This is a genomic window from Bacteroides acidifaciens (assembly GCF_903181435.1).
Taxonomy (GTDB): Bacteria; Bacteroidota; Bacteroidia; order Bacteroidales; family Bacteroidaceae; genus Bacteroides.
This window is the reverse complement of the sequence record NZ_CAEUHO010000001.1, coordinates 2,776,017-2,793,023: the sequence shown is the minus strand read 5'-3', so window position 1 is coordinate 2,793,023 and position 17,007 is coordinate 2,776,017. Positions and strand designations below refer to the sequence as shown.

Here is a 17,007-nt window from a genome sequence, read left to right as displayed (position 1 = left end):
GTAAAACAAAAAAAAGAGAATCTAATTTCTCAGATTCTCTTTGGAGAGCGGAAGACGGGGCTCAAACCCGCGACCCTCAGCTTGGAAGGCTAATGCTCTATCAACTGAGCTACTTCCGCAATTTTTGTGGGCAAAGATGGATTCGAACCACCGAAGTCGAAAGACAGCAGATTTACAGTCTGCCCCATTTGGCCACTCTGGTATTTGCCCTTTTTTGCTTTTGAGATAGTTTGTTTCTCAATTGCGGTGCAAAGATACAACTATTTATTTAAACTCCAAACAAAATCGATCATTTTTATTGCAGAAATTGCACATTCGTCTCCTTTGTTACCTAGCTTGCCACCGGCACGATCCTCTGCCTGCTCCATTGTATTGGTGGTAATTAATCCGTAAATAACTGGTATATCGCTAGTTGCGTTTAATTCGGTAATTCCTTGAGTGGCTCCCATACAAACATAATCAAAATGTGGAGTATCTCCTTTAATTACGCAACCAATTGCAATAATTGCATCGATATCGCAATTTTCCATCATTTGGTTCGCGCCAAAAGTTAGTTCAAAACTTCCCGGAACAGTTTTCACCAGAATATTTTCTTCTTTTGCTCCATGTTTTTTTAATGTTTCGACTGCGCCTTTCAGTAAAGCACCTGTAATATTGTAGTTCCATTCGGATACGACAATGCCGAATTTCATATTTTCAGCATTCGGAACGGAGTTAAAATCGTATTCGGATAAATTATGATAAGCTGTTGCCATAATAAATTGAGAATTAAAAATTAAAAAATGAAAGTTTAGGAAGGGGTGAGAAAAAAGGCACAGATTACACGGATTTCACGGTTGTGATAATTGTTTTAGTCCGTGTCAATCTGTGTAATCCGTGCCTGATATCTTATATATAATAAGGTATATTATTTTTTCATCAGTTTAGCCTGTTCGATGTACTTGTCGATATCCATAGCTTGGTAAGACTGGAAGTATTTGTCCTTGATCTTGGTATATGCGCTCACTGCATCGTCAAATTTACCTTGTTTCACCAGGATTTCTCCGGCTTGCAACAGGAAGATAGGGCTCAATGTGTTGTTGTCTGCTTTGTCTGCTGCTGACAACAAAGTGGAAGCTGCTTTATCCAACTGACCGAGTTGTGCGTAGCAGTTGCCTGCAGCACCCAGAATTGCGGGAGCAACCATCTGGTCTTTTCCGTTAAAGTCATCCAGCATCTTCACTGCTTCTTCATATTTGCCAAGTTGTGCATAGCAAATACCTGCGTATGCTTTTGCCAGGTTAGCAGCTTTTGTTCCGCTGTAATCGTCAGCTACTTTCAGGAAACCGGCGAAACCGATGCTGTCACCGTTCAGTGCTTGCTCGAAAGCATCCTGCTCAAAGTATTCCTGTCCTTTGAAGAGGGCTGCCTGTGCTTTTTCTTCACGTGGTTCAGCATAGAGGTTCTTGTACATGATAATACCTGCTACAATAATGATTACAGCAACAATACCGCCGATGATTGCGTTTTTGTACTTGATAAGAAATGCTTCCGATTGTGTCAGTGCATCTTCTACGTTCAGATGTTCATTCTGATTTTTCTGTTCTGCCATTTTATATGATTCTTTTTGTTATTATTCACAGTTTGATATTTCGACTCGCAAAATTAGTTTTTTTATATCTACAAATGAAATTTAGAGCCATCTTTTTTTGTTTTACACCCGAAAACCACGAAAATCTTGCTACTTTTGTGAGCAAATTAACGCGTACACAATGATACTGAAACGAATATCCATATTAAACTATAAGAATCTGGAAGAAGTGGAGCTGAGATTCTCCGCCAAACTGAATTGCTTTTTCGGGCAGAATGGGATGGGAAAGACTAATTTGCTGGATGCGGTGTATTTTTTGTCTTTTTGCAAAAGTTCCGGCAATCCGATTGATTCCCAGAATATTCGTCACGAACAGGACTTCTTTGTTATTCAGGGTTTTTATGAAGCTGAAGACGGGACTCCCGAGGAGATTTATTGCGGGATGAAACGTCGTTCAAAGAAGCAGTTCAAGCGCAATAAGAAGGAGTATAGCCGTTTTTCCGATCACATTGGTTTTCTGCCTTTGGTGATGGTGTCGCCTGCGGACTCCGAATTGATTGCCGGGGGAAGTGATGAACGGCGCCGGTTTATGGATGTTGTGATTTCGCAGTATGATAAGGAGTATCTGGATGCGCTTATACGGTATAACAAAGCACTGATACAACGGAATACTTTGCTGAAAAGTGAGTTTCCTGTCGAAGAGGAGCTGTTTTTGGTGTGGGAAGAAATGATGGCGCAGGCCGGTGAAATTGTATTCAAGAAGCGTGAAGCGTTTATCAAAGAGTTTATTCCTATCTTTCAGTCTTTTTATTCTTTCATTTCCCAGGATAAGGAACATGTAGGGCTGTCATATGAATCTCATGCGCGTGACGCTTCTTTGTTGGAAGTGTTGAGGCAAAGCAGGGAGCGGGACAAGATTATGGGATTCTCCTTGCGCGGGATTCATAAGGATGAGTTGAATATGCTGTTGGGCGAGTTCCCGATTAAGAAAGAGGGGTCGCAGGGACAGAATAAAACGTATCTGGTAGCATTGAAACTGGCTCAATTCGATTTCTTGAAACGTACCGGAAGAACTGTTCCTTTATTATTATTGGATGATATCTTTGATAAACTGGATGCGTCCCGTGTGGAACAGATTGTCAAATTGGTAGCGGGTGATAACTTCGGGCAGATATTTATAACGGATACGAACCGGGGACATTTGGACAGCATTTTGCATAAAGTAGGCAGTGATTATAAGATTTTCCGTGTGGCGGAAGGTGTCATTCACGAAATGGAGGCTGAATAATGAAACGCAATGATGCCGAACAAATAGGAAAACTGATTCAGCAGTTTCTTCGTCAGGAGAGTCTGGAGTCTCCGCTGAACGAGCAAAGATTGCTGGATGCCTGGCCCAAAATCCTGGGACCTGCGGCAACCTATACCAGCAACCTTTATATTCGTAACCAGACTTTGTATGTACATCTTACTTCTGCCGCCCTTCGTCAGGAACTACTGATGGGGCGCGAAATGCTGATACGCGCACTCAATGAGAAAGTAGGGGCCACGGTTATTACAAATATCATTTTCCGTTGAGGAAAGGTATCCTGTCTATTGTCTTTATTCCCAGTTGTTTCAGCTCTTTCATGGCAATGTCGTATTCCTTGATGTTCTCAAGATGACGATTGTCGTGAGCATCCATTCCGAAAATGGCGGTACATCTCTCTTGGACTGCTATTTGCCAGAATTCAGGACAGGGATAACCGGATACTTCACCTTTTTCGTTGCATACCATCCTGTTATTAATATTGTATTCCAAAGGTAAGTTGAGACGTGCGGCTGTCCGGCAAATATTTCTGCTGATTAGCTCGCAGTACTGGTCAAACTGGGGATAGGAACGCATAAACAAGTCCGGATGTGCAAAGTAGGCAAACAGTCCGCTTTCCATTCCTTCGATAGCGCTTTTTTCATAAAGTTCCAGCATTTCTACAGTGTTGGTATTTCTGCCGAAGTAAAGGTATTTTTCGTCCGTATGGAAATGGTGATTTCCGAAAATGATGTAATCCAACCGATACTCCTTGATGACTTCTTTCAGCCAGCCGATGTAGTCAGGGAAGTATTCACATTCCAGTCCTATTTTCAAACTGATTTGGTCTTTGTACTTTTCCTGTAACGCGCGAATGCTTTCAACATATTCCGGTAGCTCTTCGGGAGTCATGCGGATATCGGAAATATAATCGATGTGATATTTCCATGGGGTATGGTCAGAGAATCCCAGTTCTTGATAACCGCCTTTGATGGCACTTAAAACAAATTCTTCGTCACTCCCTGTCGCATGATGGCAGCGGGTGGTATGGGTGTGATAATTCGTCTTCATTGCTTGTTATAATTATATCCATACGGATATCGTATGATTCCGCAGGAACTTCTTCTACTAATTGAAATGGAAAACAAATGCCGGCTTTGAAGGCAGACGGAATACGTGGCAGCAATCGGTCGTAATATCCTTTTCCTCGTCCCAACCGGTTACCTTTGGTATCAAAAGCGACTCCGGGAACGGCGATGAAGTCTATGGCGGCATAGTCTATGAAGAGTTCACCGGTCGGTTCTTCTATACCATAGCTGCCGGTTGCCATATCTTCGGGACCGCTGTATATACGTAATTCCAGGTCGTTGCCTACAACTACCGGGAGCAGAACCCGTTTCTTGTCGCTCCATTTCCGGATAAACGCGTGTGTGTCTACTTCGTCTTTCAGCGAATGATAAAGTAATATAGTATTTGCCGCCCTGAAAGCCGGGTGGGCTTCGAGGGTGGCAAGTACTTTAGCTGATTGCAACTGCCGCATAGCTGAATCTGCGTGACGGGTCTTCAGTGATGCGATATGCTTGCGCAGTTCTTTTTTTCTTTCCATCTTTTTTGTCCTTTGTCACTTCTTCCTCTTCAACTGCTATCGGAGCTTTAGGGAAGGCTTCTCCTTTTTTGAGTATTTCGATACCTTTATTGACCGTAGCATCTGTTTTGTTGAAGTATTGGAGATAGGCTTCCAGTCCTAACATATTGTAGATGATATTGCCATAGATATTCTTTTCCAGCAGCTTATAAGATTTCTGGATTAGAATATTTCTTCTTTTCACTCCCTTGCTGTCTGCGAAACGGACGAACTGTTCAACCAAGCCTTGGTGACGGAGATAGTTCAGCAACTCTTCTTCGGTTTCGTATTGACTGAGTTTCTTCCGGTTATTGTCCGTGTATTGGAATGTAAACTGAATGGTCAGTCCACGGTTGATGACTGTAGAAAGATAGGAAGTGACGCCTGTCGTATCTTGCGGTACGAATATGTCGGGCATGATACCGCCACCGCCATATACAGTACGTCCCAGACTAGTGTTATAGCGTTCTTTCTCGTTTTGCTTGATACTGTCGCGTGAGAAGAACTCTCCGTGTTCGTAGCGGTTGTATAAGTCCAGTTCGTAATTACGGTCTTTGCCACTTTCGTAAGGACGCTGGATGCAACGTCCGGACGGAGTGTAGTAGCGGGCAATCGTCAGGCGGATAGCCGAGCCGTCGCTGAAGTCAATAGGCTGTTGGACGAGTCCCTTGCCAAAAGAGCGGCGTCCTACTACCGTACCTCGGTCGTTATCCTGGATAGCTCCGGTGAAGATTTCACTGGCGGAAGCAGAACCTTCGTCAATCAATACAACGAGCGGCATCTTCTGGCAACTGCCTGTGCCGTTGGCAAATTCTTCCGCACGCGGGTATTTACGACCTTGGGTATATACAATCAGTTTGCCTTCGGGCAGGAATTCATTGACCATGCGGATAGCGGCTTCCATATATCCGCCGGTGTTGCCGCGCAGGTCGATAATCAGCCCTTTGCACTTCTTATGGTTGAGTTGTGCCAGTGCGTTGAGCAGTTCTACATGAGTGGTACGACCGAATTTGCTGACTTTTACGTAGCCGATATCATCGTTCACCATATAGGCTGCATCTACCGTGTTTTGAGGAATATCTCCGCGGGTGATGCTGAAATTCAACAAATCTTTTTCTCCCATACGTTTGATTCCCAGTTTCACTTCTGAACCTTTGGGGCCTTTGAGGGTGCGCATTGCTCGCTCGTTGGTCACTTTTTTGCCGACGAACAGACTGTCGTCTACCATGACGATACGGTCGCCCGCCATCAGTCCTACTTTTTCGGAAGGACCGCCTTGAATGACTGCATTCACATGAATCGTGTCATTTTGTATGGTAAATTGGATTCCGATTCCGCTAAAGCTGCCTTCCAGTTCGGAGTTGACTTCTTCGAGATTCTGTGCCGGGATATAAGTTGAATGCGGATCAAGTTCAGCTAGTATTTGCGGCATCGCCTTTTCTACGAGATCGGTCATGTTAACAGTGTCTACGTACTGGTCATCTACAATTCGGAGCAACGCATTCAGCTTGTTGGAAGAACCGTTGATGATGCCCAGGCGGTTGCCGGCGAAATGCTTGGCATAAAATGTACCGATAAGAATCCCGATTACCACGCTGACTGCTATGATGACAGGTGTGAAACGTGAAGAGTTTTTTGTACTCATGTCTATTCCTTTTTTAAAACGTTCGTTTTATTATTTGTTCGAGGCAGAATTTTCATCCGGTTCCGTATAGATGACTTCAATACCTGCCCGTTTTAATAACTCTATTCCATCTTCCAGGCGGTAATGTTCGGAGTAAACTACCCGTTTGATTCCTGCCTGTATGATTAACTTTGCACATTCGATGCAGGGGGAGGCCGTGACATACATCGTGGCGCCGTCGCTACTGTTATTTGAACATGCTATTTTTGTAATGGCGTTCGCTTCTGCGTGTAGGACGTATGGTTTTGTCAAGTTGTTTTCATCCTCGCATACGTTCTCGAAGCCGGAAGGTGTTCCGTTATATCCGTCGGAGATAATCATTTTATCCTTAACGATTAATGCACCTACTTTACGGCGCTCGCAATAGGAATTTTCAGCCCATATGCTAGCCATGCGTATATAACGTTTGTCAAGTTCTAATTGTTTCTTTTCTGAGTCCATGTCGTTTTGCTATTAGTTGTTTACTACACGAAAAACCATGCGGAAAGTTTGTTTGCTATCTTTGGGTTTATATAAAAGATATAAATTTTTGTTGTCTCCTTCATAAGATATCGCATTGTTGAGCCCTTCCAGAAAATTGTAGGCGAGCCTGTCTCCACCATCGTTTCCGGTGACACTAGCATTGAAATTGTTATTTTTTCCATTTGCGCTCCAGCTTCCCTCAAGGGCAAAGGATTTGATAACAGTTCCTCTTATTTTTCCATTAATGGCATCTCCTTCAGCTATACCTTCAAATACAATATTATATGTTCCATTTTGATTAAGTTCTTTAATGCTCGCTTCTTCTTTCAACTTATCTCCCCAAAAATCAAACATTTCATGGCCACCATCCACTGTGATATAGTTTAATTTCCACGTTTTTCCCGTGAAGATAGCGGCTACATCATCTGTATCATTACATCCGGAAAATAAAGGAAGCAATAACAGCAATCCTATAATTCTGCATATGTTCTTCTTCATACTTAATACCTATTACTTATTTCTTAATTCCGTTTCTGATTAACAAGGCATCAATACTCGGTTCCTGTCCGCGGAAGCGTTTGTAAAGCGTCATAGGATGTTCCGTTCCTCCTTTTGACAAGATATTGTTGCGGAACGAATCTGCAACTTCCTGATTGAATATTCCTTTTTGCTTGAATAATGAGAATGCATCGGCATCTAGTACTTCCGCCCATTTATAACTGTAATATCCTGCAGCATATCCACCGGCAAAGATATGCGAGAATTGTGTACTCATGCAGGCTTCCTGCACTATCGGCAATATCTGCGTTTTCTTCCAGGCTTCCTGTTCATAGGCTTTCACATCTCCCTCAAAAGGGGTAGTACGAGTGTACCATGCCATATCAAGTAGTCCGAAACTTAACTGTCTCAGGCAGGCATATGCAATATTGAAATTCGAAGCGTCCACCAAGCGTTTGATTAATTCATCCGGCAAGATTTCCCCAGTCTGATAATGGCGGGCAAAAGTATTCAGGAAGTCCTTCTCTATGGCGAAATTCTCCATAATCTGTGAAGGAAGTTCTACAAAGTCCCAATATACATTTGTGCCGCTTAAGCTCTTATAAGTAGAGTTGGCAAACATACCGTGCAGGCTGTGTCCGAATTCATGCAGAAATGTTTCCACTTCATTGAATGTCAATAGGGCAGGCTTGTTTTCGGTTGGCTTGGTGAAGTTCATCACGACAGATACGTGCGGGCGGCTGTTCTCGCCGGTCTGTTGATCTATCCACTGATCTTTATAACTTGTCATCCAAGCTCCGGAGCGTTTTCCAGGGCGGGGGTGAAAGTCTGTGTATAGGACAGCAAGGAACTTTCCGTCTTTATCGAACACTTCGAATGCTTCCACATCTTTATGGTAGACAGGAATTTCCGTATTCTTCCGGAACGTGATTCCATATAGTTTTTCTGCCAGTCCGAACACCCCTTTTTTTACCTGTTCAAGTTCGAAGTAGGGGCGGAGCATCTCCTCGTTGATATTGAATTTCTTATCTTTCAGCTTATTTGAATAATAGCTCCAGTCCCAAGGCATTACAACAAAGTCGTCTCCTTGTTCCTGGCGGGCCAGTTCCTGCACTTCTTTGTATTCTTGCTGTGCGGTGGGAGTGTATGCTTCCAGTAGCTGGTTGAGTAGTTTATATACAGATTCGCTGTTTTCAGCCATTCGCTTTACGAGCATATATTCCGCATAATCTTTGTATCCCAGCAATTGGGCTATCTTCATGCGTGTATTGGCTATTTTCTTCACGATTTCGATATTGTTGAATTCGTTATCGTGCGTACATTTTGTATTATATGCCATATACAATCTCTGACGTAAATCGCGGTTATCCGCATACGTCATAAAAGGAACATAGCTTGGTGCATGAAGCGTGAACGCCCATCCTTCCTTATCTTCGCTTTTTGCTGTTTCGGCAGCGGCTTCTACGATGATGTCGGGCAATCCGGCGAGACTTTCCTTTTTCGTCAGTAGCATTTGGTAACGGTTCGTTTCTTTCAGGCTATTTTCGCTGAAATCAAGCGTCAGTTTGCTCAATTCGGTAGTCAGCCGGCGGTATTCCTCACGTGCTTCGCCTTCCAGGTTGGCACCGTGGCGAACGAAACTGTTATATGCATTTTCCAGTAGCTTGTTTTGCTCCTGCGTAAGCTGTAGATTTTCTTTTTGGTTATACACCTCTTTTACGCGTGCGAAAAGTTTTTCGTTCAGCGTGATATTGTTACTGTGCTCACTGAGCAGTGGCATGATTTTCTGAGCCAGTTCCTGCAAGTCGTCATTCGTTTCTGCGCTAAGCATATTCCCGAAAACGGCTACTACTCTGTCCAACAAGTCTCCCGATGTTTCGAAAGCCTCTATCGTATTACTGAAAGTCGCTTTTTCCGGATTCTGTATGATGGCATCTATTTCTGCATTTTGCTGCTTGATTCCTTCAAGGATGGCAGGTTCATAGTGTTCAGTTTTTATCCGGTCAAAAGGCACGGTTCCGTGTGGCGTCTGATATTGCCCGAAGAACGGATTCTGGGCATTTGTTATATTGTTCATGGTGCAAACAAGTATCAATGTTATTAATAATCTCTCCATAGAGACGCAAATCTACTAAAATTGTGGCTGATTCAACGGATAACCGCTTGCTTTTTAACAATATATAAAATGAATACAAAAAAACCGCTACGGTTACCCGCAGCGGTTTCTTATATGTTAATCTTCTAATTAAGCGTTAACTGATGCCATGTGAGCGATCAAGTCAAGAACTTTGTTAGAGTAACCGATTTCGTTGTCATACCAAGATACAACTTTAACGAAAGTATCAGTCAAAGCGATACCAGCTTTAGCATCGAAGATAGAAGTACGAGCGTCACCCAAGAAGTCAGAAGAAACTACTGCATCTTCAGTGTAACCCAGGATACCTTTCAATTCGCCTTCAGAAGCTTCTTTCATAGCAGCGCAGATTTCTGCGTAGCTAGCCGGTTTAGCCAAGTTAACTGTCAAGTCAACTACAGATACGTCCAAAGTCGGAACACGCATAGACATACCAGTCAGTTTGCCGTTCAATGCAGGGATAACTTTACCTACAGCTTTAGCAGCACCAGTAGAAGAAGGGATGATGTTGCCGGAAGCAGCACGACCACCTCTCCAGTCTTTCATAGAAGGACCGTCAACTGTTTTCTGAGTAGCAGTTGTAGAGTGAACTGTAGTCATCAAACCGTCAAGGATACCGAACTTGTCGTTCAATACTTTAGCGATAGGAGCCAAACAGTTAGTAGTACAAGAAGCGTTAGATACGAATTGAGTACCTTTCACGTATGTTTTTTCGTTTACACCGCAAACGAACATCGGAGTATCATCTTTAGAAGGAGCTGACATTACAACGTATTTTGCACCAGCTTCGATGTGAGCCTGAGCTTTGTCTTTGCTCAAGAATAAACCTGTAGATTCAACAACGTATTCAGCTTCTACTTCATTCCATTTCAAGTCAGCCGGATTTCTTTCAGCTGTGATACGGATAGCTTGACCGTTAACGATCAATTTGCTGTTTTCAACATCTGCTTCGATAGTACCATCGAACTGACCGTGCATTGTGTCATATTTCAGCATATAAGCCAAGTAATCAACCGGGCAAAGGTCATTGATACCTACGATTTGAATATCGTTTCTTTTCATTGCAGCGCGGAAAACGAAACGTCCGATACGTCCGAATCCATTAATACCTACTTTAATCATTTTGTTTAAACTTTTAAGGGTTTTATAATATTTGTTCAAATATCTCTCAGCCTCCGCATTTGTTTTATTTTCAAATGCGGTGCAAAATTACAAAAATGTTTTTATATTCGCGCATTAAATTCACATTAAATATTGAAAAAGATGGGAAAGAGTACATTTTTACAGGACTTTAAGGCGTTTGCAATGAAAGGCAACGTTATCGACATGGCTGTCGGTGTAGTTATTGGTGGTGCGTTTGGAAAAATCGTATCATCATTGGTGGCTAACGTAATCATGCCTCCAATCGGTCTATTGGTTGGTGGTGTGAACTTTACGGATTTGAAATGGGTAATGAAAGCGGCTGAGGTAGGAGCCGATGGTAAGGAGATTGCGCCGGCGGTATCTTTGGATTACGGTCAGTTTCTGCAGGCTACGTTTGATTTTCTGATTATTGCTTTTTCTATATTTTTATTTATACGTTTGATAACGAAGCTGACAACGAAGAAAAAAGAAGAAGCTGCAGCTGTGCCGCCTGCTCCTCCTGCACCTACAAAAGAAGAAGTGCTGTTGACGGAGATTCGCGATTTGCTGAAAGAAAAGAAGATTTGAGTTGATTAAAACAGGGAGATTTCAAGTATTATCTTGTGAATCTCCTTTATTTTTTTTCTTCATTATTATATAGATTGCGTACTTTTTTCTACTTTTGCAGACCATTTTATTCAAAACCCATACATTGATATGCAGGAAAAAATAATAATTCTTGATTTCGGTTCGCAGACAACGCAACTTATAGGTCGTCGTGTCCGCGAATTGGATACGTATTGCGAAATTGTTCCTTATAACAAATTTCCTAAAGAAGATACTACAATTAAAGGGGTGATCCTTTCGGGAAGCCCTTTTTCTGTTTATGACAAAGATGCTTTTAAAGTTGATTTGAGTGAGATTCGCGGTAAATATCCGATATTGGGTATCTGCTATGGTGCTCAGTTTATGTCGTACACCAATGGTGGAAAAGTGGAGCCAGCCGGTACACGCGAATATGGACGTGCTCATTTGGCTTCTTTCTGCAAGGATAATGTGTTGTTCAAGGGAGTTCGTGACGGCTCGCAGGTGTGGATGAGCCACGGTGATACAATTACAGCTATCCCGGATAATTTTAAGAAAATCGCTTCGACGGATAAAGTAGAGATTGCTGCTTATCAGATAGAAGGTGAAAACGTGTGGGGCGTACAATTTCATCCGGAAGTATTTCATAGTGAAGATGGCACACAGATATTGAAGAACTTTGTGGTAGATGTTTGCGGTTGCAAACAGGACTGGTCGCCTGCTTCCTTCATTGAAAGTACTGTTGCCGAATTGAAAGCTCAGTTGGGTGATGATAAAGTAGTTCTTGGCTTGAGCGGTGGTGTCGATTCTTCCGTTGCTGCCGTGTTGTTGAACAAGGCTATCGGCAAAAATCTGACTTGTATCTTTGTAGATCATGGTATGCTGCGTAAGAACGAGTTTAAGAATGTGATGGCAGATTACGAATGTCTCGGTCTGAATGTGATTGGCGTAGATGCCAGCGAGAAGTTCTTCTCCGAATTGGCTGGTGTAGCCGAACCGGAAAGCAAGCGTAAGATTATAGGTAAGGGCTTTATCGATGTATTCGATGTGGAAGCTCACAAAATAAAAGATGTGAAATGGCTGGCTCAGGGTACTATCTATCCGGATTGCATCGAATCATTGTCTATTACAGGTACGGTGATTAAGAGTCACCACAATGTAGGCGGTCTTCCTGAAAAGATGAATTTGAAATTGTGTGAACCGCTTCGGTTGTTGTTCAAGGATGAAGTTCGCCGTGTAGGTCGTGAATTGGGTATGCCGGAACATCTGATTACCCGTCATCCGTTCCCGGGACCGGGCTTGGCTGTGCGCATTTTAGGAGATATTACCCCGGAAAAAGTGCGTATCTTGCAAGATGCTGATGATATCTTCATCCAGGGATTGCGTGATTGGGGACTGTATGATAAAGTTTGGCAGGCGGGAGTTATTCTGTTGCCGGTGCAGTCTGTCGGTGTAATGGGCGATGAGCGTACGTATGAAAGGGCGGTTGCCTTGCGTGCCGTAACATCTACGGATGCCATGACTGCCGACTGGGCACATTTGCCCTATGAATTTATGGGCAAAGTTTCGAATGATATCATTAATAAGGTGAAAGGTGTGAATCGTGTAACCTATGATATCAGTTCCAAGCCGCCTGCAACTATAGAGTGGGAGTGATAAATATCCACAATCCTATCATAACAAAAGCCTCAATGGAATTTCCCGTTGAGGCTTTTGTTATGATAGGATCTTTTGTTATATTGTACGAGCTGGCAATTGTGATAACTCCTTTTCTGTTTTTTTATTTATTCGCTTATCAGCTTCTGTGCATCCGGAATGAGAATCTCTTTCCGGCGTAATTCAAGCAAACCGCTATCTTGTAATTCATTAAGCGCTTTGGAAGTATTCAGCCGGGTATCGTCCAAATAGCGGGCGAGGTCGTCCATCTTTACTTTAAATATCTTTTCCCCCTGTGTCTTTTCGCAATGTAGCAGGAAAAAACGGATGATTTTGCTTTTCAAGTCCTGTATGGGTTCTTCCCATAAGCGTGAATACAGGTTTTGTGCCCGGTTGTTGACAATATTCATATAGTTGAGCCGGAAGATTTCGTATTTAAACAGGTCGCTGAGTACAAACGCTTTACTGATGCTTACGGTATGGACTTCCGTATATGCAATATAAGAAGAATTATAATTGGTATTCATTCCGAATAGCGAATGCGGCTCTATCAGGTAGGGCGCTTCTATTTGCTCAATGACAGTATAAATGTTTTCTTTGGAATTTGTGACGATTGAAACCTCACCTTTTAGCAGAAAACAGAGTTGTGTACAAGGAGTACCACTTTCAATGATAGTTTCTCCCGCTTTATGCTTGATAAAGTGTAACTTTACCTTATCCAGTATGCTGGTGAAATCTTCATGACAAAGTCCTTGAAATAATGGCAATTGGAGCAAAGTGTCGAACATCGTTTCCATACGTTGTAATCTCTTGTTAAGCGTACAAATTTACTCATAATACACTACTGCTGTCAATATATACCTTTTCTTTTTGTTTTTTTATTGTTTGAATGCATAAAAATAGAGTATATTTGCAGAAAAAAAAGGAGGAAATTATGTTTGCAGGTTTTGATTGGCAGCAGATGGTCAGTGCATTTATCGTACTTTTTGCAGTAATAGATATTATTGGCTCCATACCTATTATAATAAACCTAAAGGAAAAGGGGAAGGATGTGAATGCAACGAAAGCTACTGTCATCTCTTTTGCCCTATTGATAGGATTTTTCTATGCGGGAGACATGATGCTGAAACTTTTCCATGTAGATATTGAATCGTTTGCTGTTGCCGGTGCATTTGTTATTTTCCTCATGTCTTTGGAAATGATTCTGGACGTTGAGATTTTTAAGAATCAGGGACCTATCAAAGAAGCCACTCTAGTACCACTTGTCTTTCCTCTACTGGCAGGTGCCGGAGCTTTCACCACATTGCTTTCCCTTCGAGCAGAATATGCCAGTATTAATATCATCATAGCCTTGGTTTTGAACATGATTTGGGTGTATTTTGTAGTGAGTATGACCGGACGTGTGGAACGTTTTCTCGGGAAAGGCGGTATTTATCTTATCCGTAAATTCTTCGGCATTATCCTACTGGCTATTTCTGTGAGATTGTTTACAGCAAATATTACGTTGCTGATTGAGGCATTGCATAAGTCCTGATACGAAAAGCAACCGGCAAATTCTGTTTTTATATATTTTCTCCTTCTTCCGGTACTGTCTCTTCGTTGATTTCTTTGTCGTCCTCTTCTTCCTCTTCCTCGTCCGCAAAAGGTTCCGGTCGCTGAGGTCCGTGGTTCACGAATGCAAATGCGCAGAGCACTCCCATGATTCCACCGCTGAGATGTCCTTCCCATGACATATTGGCGGGAGAGAAATAAGGAAACATATGCCAGATAATCCCCCCATATAGAAAGGTGACAAGTAGGGAAATAGCAATCAGTGGGACGTATTTGCGGAGAATACCGCTGAAAAAGAGAAAGAAGGCAAGTCCGTAGATAAGTCCGCTAGCACCGATGTGCCATCCCGGTTTGCCTATAATAAAGGTAAGCAGTCCCGCACCAAGCCAGATTAGGACAAAAATCTTGCCGGCTATCCCTCTGTAAAAGTAAAAAAGACACCAGGAAAGGAAGAATAAAGGAATAGTATTTGCCAATAAATGGCTGAATCCGCTGTGTATCAGAGGATGAGTCAAAATGCCTGTTACACCTCGCTTTTCCATGGGATATATCCCCAAGTGAGAGAAGTCCCAGTCCATCCCGATTTCCAGAAACTTGAGTATATATAAGATGAAAATTAAGAACAAGGGCTTTGCGGCAGCTACCGTGATACGCTGAATATCCTGCTTCATGACATTCTTTTCTTTAGATATTTTACGCAATACTACGAATATTTGCGCAAAATCTGAAAATAAAAAGGCTTTTTATTTTTGTTTTTATCTATAATTTGTACATTTGGGCGTTATACCTGTTATGTATGGTGCTACAACTATTTGGCATATAATGTGGCGATAAATATCAGGTGCGATATAATGACCAATAATTAACCTTTAAATAATGCACAACTATGAGTTATTTACGATTTGACAAGACCCTCATGACGAATCTGGAAGAGTCTCTTCAAAGAGAAATTCTCCGGACGAACAAGGCAGGAGCTTATCATTGTACAACGATTGTTGATTGTAACACACGCAAATATCACGGACTGTTGGTAATTCCGGTTCCCAATCTCGACGATGAAAATCATGTGCTGCTATCTTCTCTTGATGAAACGGTAATTCAACACGGTGCAGAGTTTAACCTGGGGTTGCATAAATATCAAGGAAACAACTTTAGTCCGAATGGGCACAAGTACATCCGTGAGTTTGATTGTGAGCATATCCCGGCGACAACTTACCGTGTTGGAGGTGTAGTTCTCCGCAAAGAAAAAATCTTTGTACATCATGAAAACAGAATCCTGATTCGTTATACTTTACTTGACGCGCATTCGGCAACGACTTTGCGCTTCCGTCCGTTCCTCGCTTTCAGAAGCGTACGCGAGTATACCCACGAAAATGCACAGGCAAGCCGTGAGTATCAACTTGTGGAAAACGGTATAAAGACTTGCATGTATCCCGGCTATCCGGAACTTTATATGCAGTTGAACAAAAAGTGCGAATTCCATTTCCATCCCGATTGGTATCGCGGCATTGAATATCCGAAAGAGCAGGAACGCGGGTACGACTTCAATGAGGACCTGTACGTTCCGGGATATTTCGAGGTGGATATCAAGAAAGGAGAGAGTATTGTATTTTCTGCCGGAATTTCAGAAACAACTCCGCGTAAACTGAAACAAACCTTTGAGGCGGAAGTGGCTGACCGTACGCCACGTGACAGTTTCTACCACTGTCTGAAGAATTCTGCCCATCAATTCCATAACAAACAGGAAGGTGAGCATTATATTCTTGCCGGTTATCCCTGGTTCAAATGCCGTGCACGTGATATGTTCATTGCTTTGCCGGGTCTGACACTCGCTATTGATGAGGTTGACGAGTTTGAAGATGTGATGAAAACAGCAGAAAAAGCGATTCGTAACTTTATCAACGAAGAACCTGTCGGGTACAAGATTTATGAAATGGAGCATCCGGATGTCCTGCTTTGGGCGGTCTGGGCTTTGCAGCAATATGCCAAGGAGACTTCCCGCGAGCAATGCCGTCAGAAATACGGTCAACTTTTGAAAGACATCATGGAATTTATCCGCCAGCGGAAGCATGACAATCTTTTCCTGCACGAGAACGGATTGCTTTATGCAAATGGTACTGAGAAAGCAATTACATGGATGAACTCCACAGTGAACGGACATCCGGTGATTCCTCGTACAGGATATATTGTTGAATTTAATGCATTGTGGTATAATGCATTGCGCTTTATAGCCGATTTGGTACGTGAAGGTGGTGATGTATATCTGGCAGATGCGCTTGATGCACAGGCAGAAGTGACAGGAAAGTCATTTGTCGATGTATTCCGTAACGAATACGGATATCTGCTCGACTATGTGGATGGTAATATGATGGATTGGAGTGTACGCCCCAATATGATATTTGCCGCAGCATTTGATTACTCTCCGTTAGACCGGGCACAAAAGAAACAAGTGCTTGATATTGTGACTAAAGAATTGCTGACTCCTAAAGGAATCCGTTCTTTGAGTCCGAAGAGCGGGGGATATAATCCGAATTATGTAGGCCCGCAGGTACAACGTGACTATGCATATCATCAGGGAACGGCATGGCCTTGGCTGATGGGATTCTATCTGGAAGCTTATCTTCGGATTTATAAGATGAGCGGACTGTCATTTGTCGAACGCCAGTTGATTGGTTATGATGATGAGATGACGAGCCATTGTATTGGTTCCATAGCCGAACTGTTTGACGGGAATCCACCTTTCAGGGGACGTGGCGCTGTGTCATTTGCGATGAATACGGCAGAAATCCTGCGTGTTTTGAAGCTGCTGTCTAAATATTATTAAAGAAAGGAGGAA

The 17,007-nt window shown here is 42.6% G+C and carries 17 protein-coding genes and 2 tRNA genes; 6 read left to right on the top strand and 13 right to left on the bottom strand.

Annotation, left to right across the window (positions count from 1 at the left end):
- Positions 1-46: 46 nt before the first annotated feature.
- The 4 genes from CLIN57ABFB40_RS11790 to CLIN57ABFB40_RS11775 all read right to left on the bottom strand — a co-directional run bounded on the left by CLIN57ABFB40_RS11790 (position 47) and on the right by CLIN57ABFB40_RS11775 (position 1,591).
- Positions 47-119, bottom strand: a tRNA-Gly gene (locus tag CLIN57ABFB40_RS11790).
- Positions 120-127: 8 nt separating this feature from the next.
- Positions 128-210, bottom strand: a tRNA-Tyr gene (locus tag CLIN57ABFB40_RS11785).
- 50 nt (positions 211-260) lie between these two features.
- Positions 261-755 (bottom strand): 6,7-dimethyl-8-ribityllumazine synthase, encoded by a 495-nt coding sequence (ribH, locus tag CLIN57ABFB40_RS11780; protein WP_175630223.1) that lies wholly within the window; start codon positions 753-755, stop codon positions 261-263.
- 152 nt (positions 756-907) lie between these two features.
- On the bottom strand, positions 908-1,591 hold the full coding sequence (locus CLIN57ABFB40_RS11775; RefSeq protein ID WP_175630222.1) for a tetratricopeptide repeat protein: 684 nt from the start codon (positions 1,589-1,591) through the stop codon (positions 908-910).
- Positions 1,592-1,751: 160 nt separating this feature from the next.
- Between CLIN57ABFB40_RS11775 and recF the strand changes: the two genes are divergently transcribed.
- Positions 1,752-2,858, top strand: a complete 1,107-nt coding sequence (recF, locus tag CLIN57ABFB40_RS11770; RefSeq protein WP_175630221.1) for a DNA replication/repair protein RecF — start codon at positions 1,752-1,754, stop codon at positions 2,856-2,858.
- Positions 2,858-3,145 carry a DUF721 domain-containing protein gene (locus CLIN57ABFB40_RS11765; RefSeq protein WP_175630220.1) on the top strand — a complete coding sequence of 96 codons (288 nt, stop codon included), beginning with the start codon at positions 2,858-2,860 and terminating at the stop codon, positions 3,143-3,145. Before recF ends, CLIN57ABFB40_RS11765 begins: the two co-directional genes overlap by 1 nt.
- On the opposite strand, the gene CLIN57ABFB40_RS11760 is transcribed toward CLIN57ABFB40_RS11765, so the two are convergent.
- The 7 genes from CLIN57ABFB40_RS11760 to gap all read right to left on the bottom strand — a co-directional run bounded on the left by CLIN57ABFB40_RS11760 (position 3,132) and on the right by gap (position 10,379).
- Positions 3,132-3,926: a histidinol-phosphatase gene (locus CLIN57ABFB40_RS11760; RefSeq protein WP_175630219.1), complete on the bottom strand. Its 795-nt coding sequence runs from the start codon at positions 3,924-3,926 to the stop codon at positions 3,132-3,134. The genes CLIN57ABFB40_RS11765 and CLIN57ABFB40_RS11760 overlap by 14 nt on opposite strands.
- Positions 3,871-4,395, bottom strand: coding sequence for a 5-formyltetrahydrofolate cyclo-ligase (locus CLIN57ABFB40_RS11755; protein ID WP_254871763.1), 525 nt, complete (start codon positions 4,393-4,395; stop codon positions 3,871-3,873). Before CLIN57ABFB40_RS11755 ends, CLIN57ABFB40_RS11760 begins: the two co-directional genes overlap by 56 nt.
- The gene (locus tag CLIN57ABFB40_RS11750; protein WP_175630217.1) at positions 4,373-6,124 is read right to left on the bottom strand and encodes a S41 family peptidase; all 1,752 of its coding nucleotides are present in this window, start codon (positions 6,122-6,124) and stop codon (positions 4,373-4,375) included. The genes CLIN57ABFB40_RS11755 and CLIN57ABFB40_RS11750 overlap by 23 nt, the downstream gene beginning before the upstream one ends.
- Before the next feature lie 30 nt (positions 6,125-6,154).
- Positions 6,155-6,604, bottom strand: coding sequence for a dCMP deaminase family protein (locus CLIN57ABFB40_RS11745; RefSeq protein ID WP_175630216.1), 450 nt, complete (start codon positions 6,602-6,604; stop codon positions 6,155-6,157).
- A gap of 12 nt (positions 6,605-6,616) precedes the next feature.
- Positions 6,617-7,123 carry a DUF4847 family protein gene (locus CLIN57ABFB40_RS11740; RefSeq protein ID WP_175630215.1) on the bottom strand — a complete coding sequence of 169 codons (507 nt, stop codon included), beginning with the start codon at positions 7,121-7,123 and terminating at the stop codon, positions 6,617-6,619.
- Between the two features lie 16 nt (positions 7,124-7,139).
- Positions 7,140-9,200: a M3 family metallopeptidase gene (locus tag CLIN57ABFB40_RS11735; protein ID WP_175630214.1), complete on the bottom strand. Its 2,061-nt coding sequence runs from the start codon at positions 9,198-9,200 to the stop codon at positions 7,140-7,142.
- 168 nt (positions 9,201-9,368) lie between these two features.
- Positions 9,369-10,379 (bottom strand): type I glyceraldehyde-3-phosphate dehydrogenase, encoded by a 1,011-nt coding sequence (gene gap / locus CLIN57ABFB40_RS11730; protein WP_073347768.1) that lies wholly within the window; start codon positions 10,377-10,379, stop codon positions 9,369-9,371.
- Positions 10,380-10,520: 141 nt separating this feature from the next.
- Here gap and mscL point away from each other — a divergent pair, with 141 nt between their 5' ends.
- Positions 10,521-10,967 carry a large-conductance mechanosensitive channel protein MscL gene (gene mscL, locus CLIN57ABFB40_RS11725; protein WP_073347769.1) on the top strand — a complete coding sequence of 149 codons (447 nt, stop codon included), beginning with the start codon at positions 10,521-10,523 and terminating at the stop codon, positions 10,965-10,967.
- 129 nt (positions 10,968-11,096) lie between these two features.
- Complete coding sequence (guaA, locus tag CLIN57ABFB40_RS11720) at positions 11,097-12,620, top strand: glutamine-hydrolyzing GMP synthase (RefSeq protein ID WP_175630213.1); 1,524 nt, start codon at positions 11,097-11,099, stop codon at positions 12,618-12,620.
- Positions 12,621-12,748: 128 nt separating this feature from the next.
- Here guaA and CLIN57ABFB40_RS11715 read toward each other — a convergent pair whose 3' ends face one another.
- Complete coding sequence (locus CLIN57ABFB40_RS11715; protein ID WP_175630212.1) at positions 12,749-13,417, bottom strand: Crp/Fnr family transcriptional regulator; 669 nt, start codon at positions 13,415-13,417, stop codon at positions 12,749-12,751.
- Between the two features lie 137 nt (positions 13,418-13,554).
- On the opposite strand from CLIN57ABFB40_RS11715, the gene CLIN57ABFB40_RS11710 reads away from it, so the two are divergent.
- Positions 13,555-14,154, top strand: a complete 600-nt coding sequence (locus tag CLIN57ABFB40_RS11710) for a MarC family protein (RefSeq protein ID WP_022137989.1) — start codon at positions 13,555-13,557, stop codon at positions 14,152-14,154.
- A 28-nt stretch (positions 14,155-14,182) separates the two neighbouring features.
- Here CLIN57ABFB40_RS11710 and CLIN57ABFB40_RS11705 read toward each other — a convergent pair whose 3' ends face one another.
- Positions 14,183-14,842 carry a rhomboid family intramembrane serine protease gene (locus CLIN57ABFB40_RS11705; protein ID WP_175630211.1) on the bottom strand — a complete coding sequence of 220 codons (660 nt, stop codon included), beginning with the start codon at positions 14,840-14,842 and terminating at the stop codon, positions 14,183-14,185.
- Between the two features lie 215 nt (positions 14,843-15,057).
- Between CLIN57ABFB40_RS11705 and CLIN57ABFB40_RS11700 the strand changes: the two genes are divergently transcribed.
- On the top strand, positions 15,058-16,995 hold the full coding sequence (locus tag CLIN57ABFB40_RS11700; protein WP_175630210.1) for a glycogen debranching enzyme N-terminal domain-containing protein: 1,938 nt from the start codon (positions 15,058-15,060) through the stop codon (positions 16,993-16,995).
- The last annotated feature ends 12 nt before the right edge of the window (positions 16,996-17,007 follow it).

What these genes read in the sequence shown, in the direction of transcription:
- gap (WP_073347768.1), bottom strand. Translation starts at nt 10,379, where the DNA reads ATGATTAAAGTAGGTATTAATGGATTCGGACGTATCGGACGTTTCGTT.
- CLIN57ABFB40_RS11750 (WP_175630217.1), bottom strand. Translation starts at nt 6,124, where the DNA reads ATGAGTACAAAAAACTCTTCACGTTTCACACCTGTCATCATAGCAGTC.
- CLIN57ABFB40_RS11755 (WP_254871763.1), bottom strand. Translation starts at nt 4,395, where the DNA reads ATGCGGCAGTTGCAATCAGCTAAAGTACTTGCCACCCTCGAAGCCCAC.
- CLIN57ABFB40_RS11735 (WP_175630214.1), bottom strand. Translation starts at nt 9,200, where the DNA reads ATGAACAATATAACAAATGCCCAGAATCCGTTCTTCGGGCAATATCAG.
- recF (WP_175630221.1), top strand. Translation starts at nt 1,752, where the DNA reads ATGATACTGAAACGAATATCCATATTAAACTATAAGAATCTGGAAGAA.
- CLIN57ABFB40_RS11700 (WP_175630210.1), top strand. Translation starts at nt 15,058, where the DNA reads ATGAGTTATTTACGATTTGACAAGACCCTCATGACGAATCTGGAAGAG.
- CLIN57ABFB40_RS11775 (WP_175630222.1), bottom strand. Translation starts at nt 1,591, where the DNA reads ATGGCAGAACAGAAAAATCAGAATGAACATCTGAACGTAGAAGATGCA.
- guaA (WP_175630213.1), top strand. Translation starts at nt 11,097, where the DNA reads ATGCAGGAAAAAATAATAATTCTTGATTTCGGTTCGCAGACAACGCAA.
- CLIN57ABFB40_RS11765 (WP_175630220.1), top strand. Translation starts at nt 2,858, where the DNA reads ATGAAACGCAATGATGCCGAACAAATAGGAAAACTGATTCAGCAGTTT.
- mscL (WP_073347769.1), top strand. Translation starts at nt 10,521, where the DNA reads ATGGGAAAGAGTACATTTTTACAGGACTTTAAGGCGTTTGCAATGAAA.
- ribH (WP_175630223.1), bottom strand. Translation starts at nt 755, where the DNA reads ATGGCAACAGCTTATCATAATTTATCCGAATACGATTTTAACTCCGTT.
- CLIN57ABFB40_RS11745 (WP_175630216.1), bottom strand. Translation starts at nt 6,604, where the DNA reads ATGGACTCAGAAAAGAAACAATTAGAACTTGACAAACGTTATATACGC.
- CLIN57ABFB40_RS11710 (WP_022137989.1), top strand. Translation starts at nt 13,555, where the DNA reads ATGTTTGCAGGTTTTGATTGGCAGCAGATGGTCAGTGCATTTATCGTA.
- CLIN57ABFB40_RS11760 (WP_175630219.1), bottom strand. Translation starts at nt 3,926, where the DNA reads ATGAAGACGAATTATCACACCCATACCACCCGCTGCCATCATGCGACA.
- CLIN57ABFB40_RS11715 (WP_175630212.1), bottom strand. Translation starts at nt 13,417, where the DNA reads ATGGAAACGATGTTCGACACTTTGCTCCAATTGCCATTATTTCAAGGA.
- CLIN57ABFB40_RS11740 (WP_175630215.1), bottom strand. Translation starts at nt 7,123, where the DNA reads ATGAAGAAGAACATATGCAGAATTATAGGATTGCTGTTATTGCTTCCT.
- CLIN57ABFB40_RS11705 (WP_175630211.1), bottom strand. Translation starts at nt 14,842, where the DNA reads ATGAAGCAGGATATTCAGCGTATCACGGTAGCTGCCGCAAAGCCCTTG.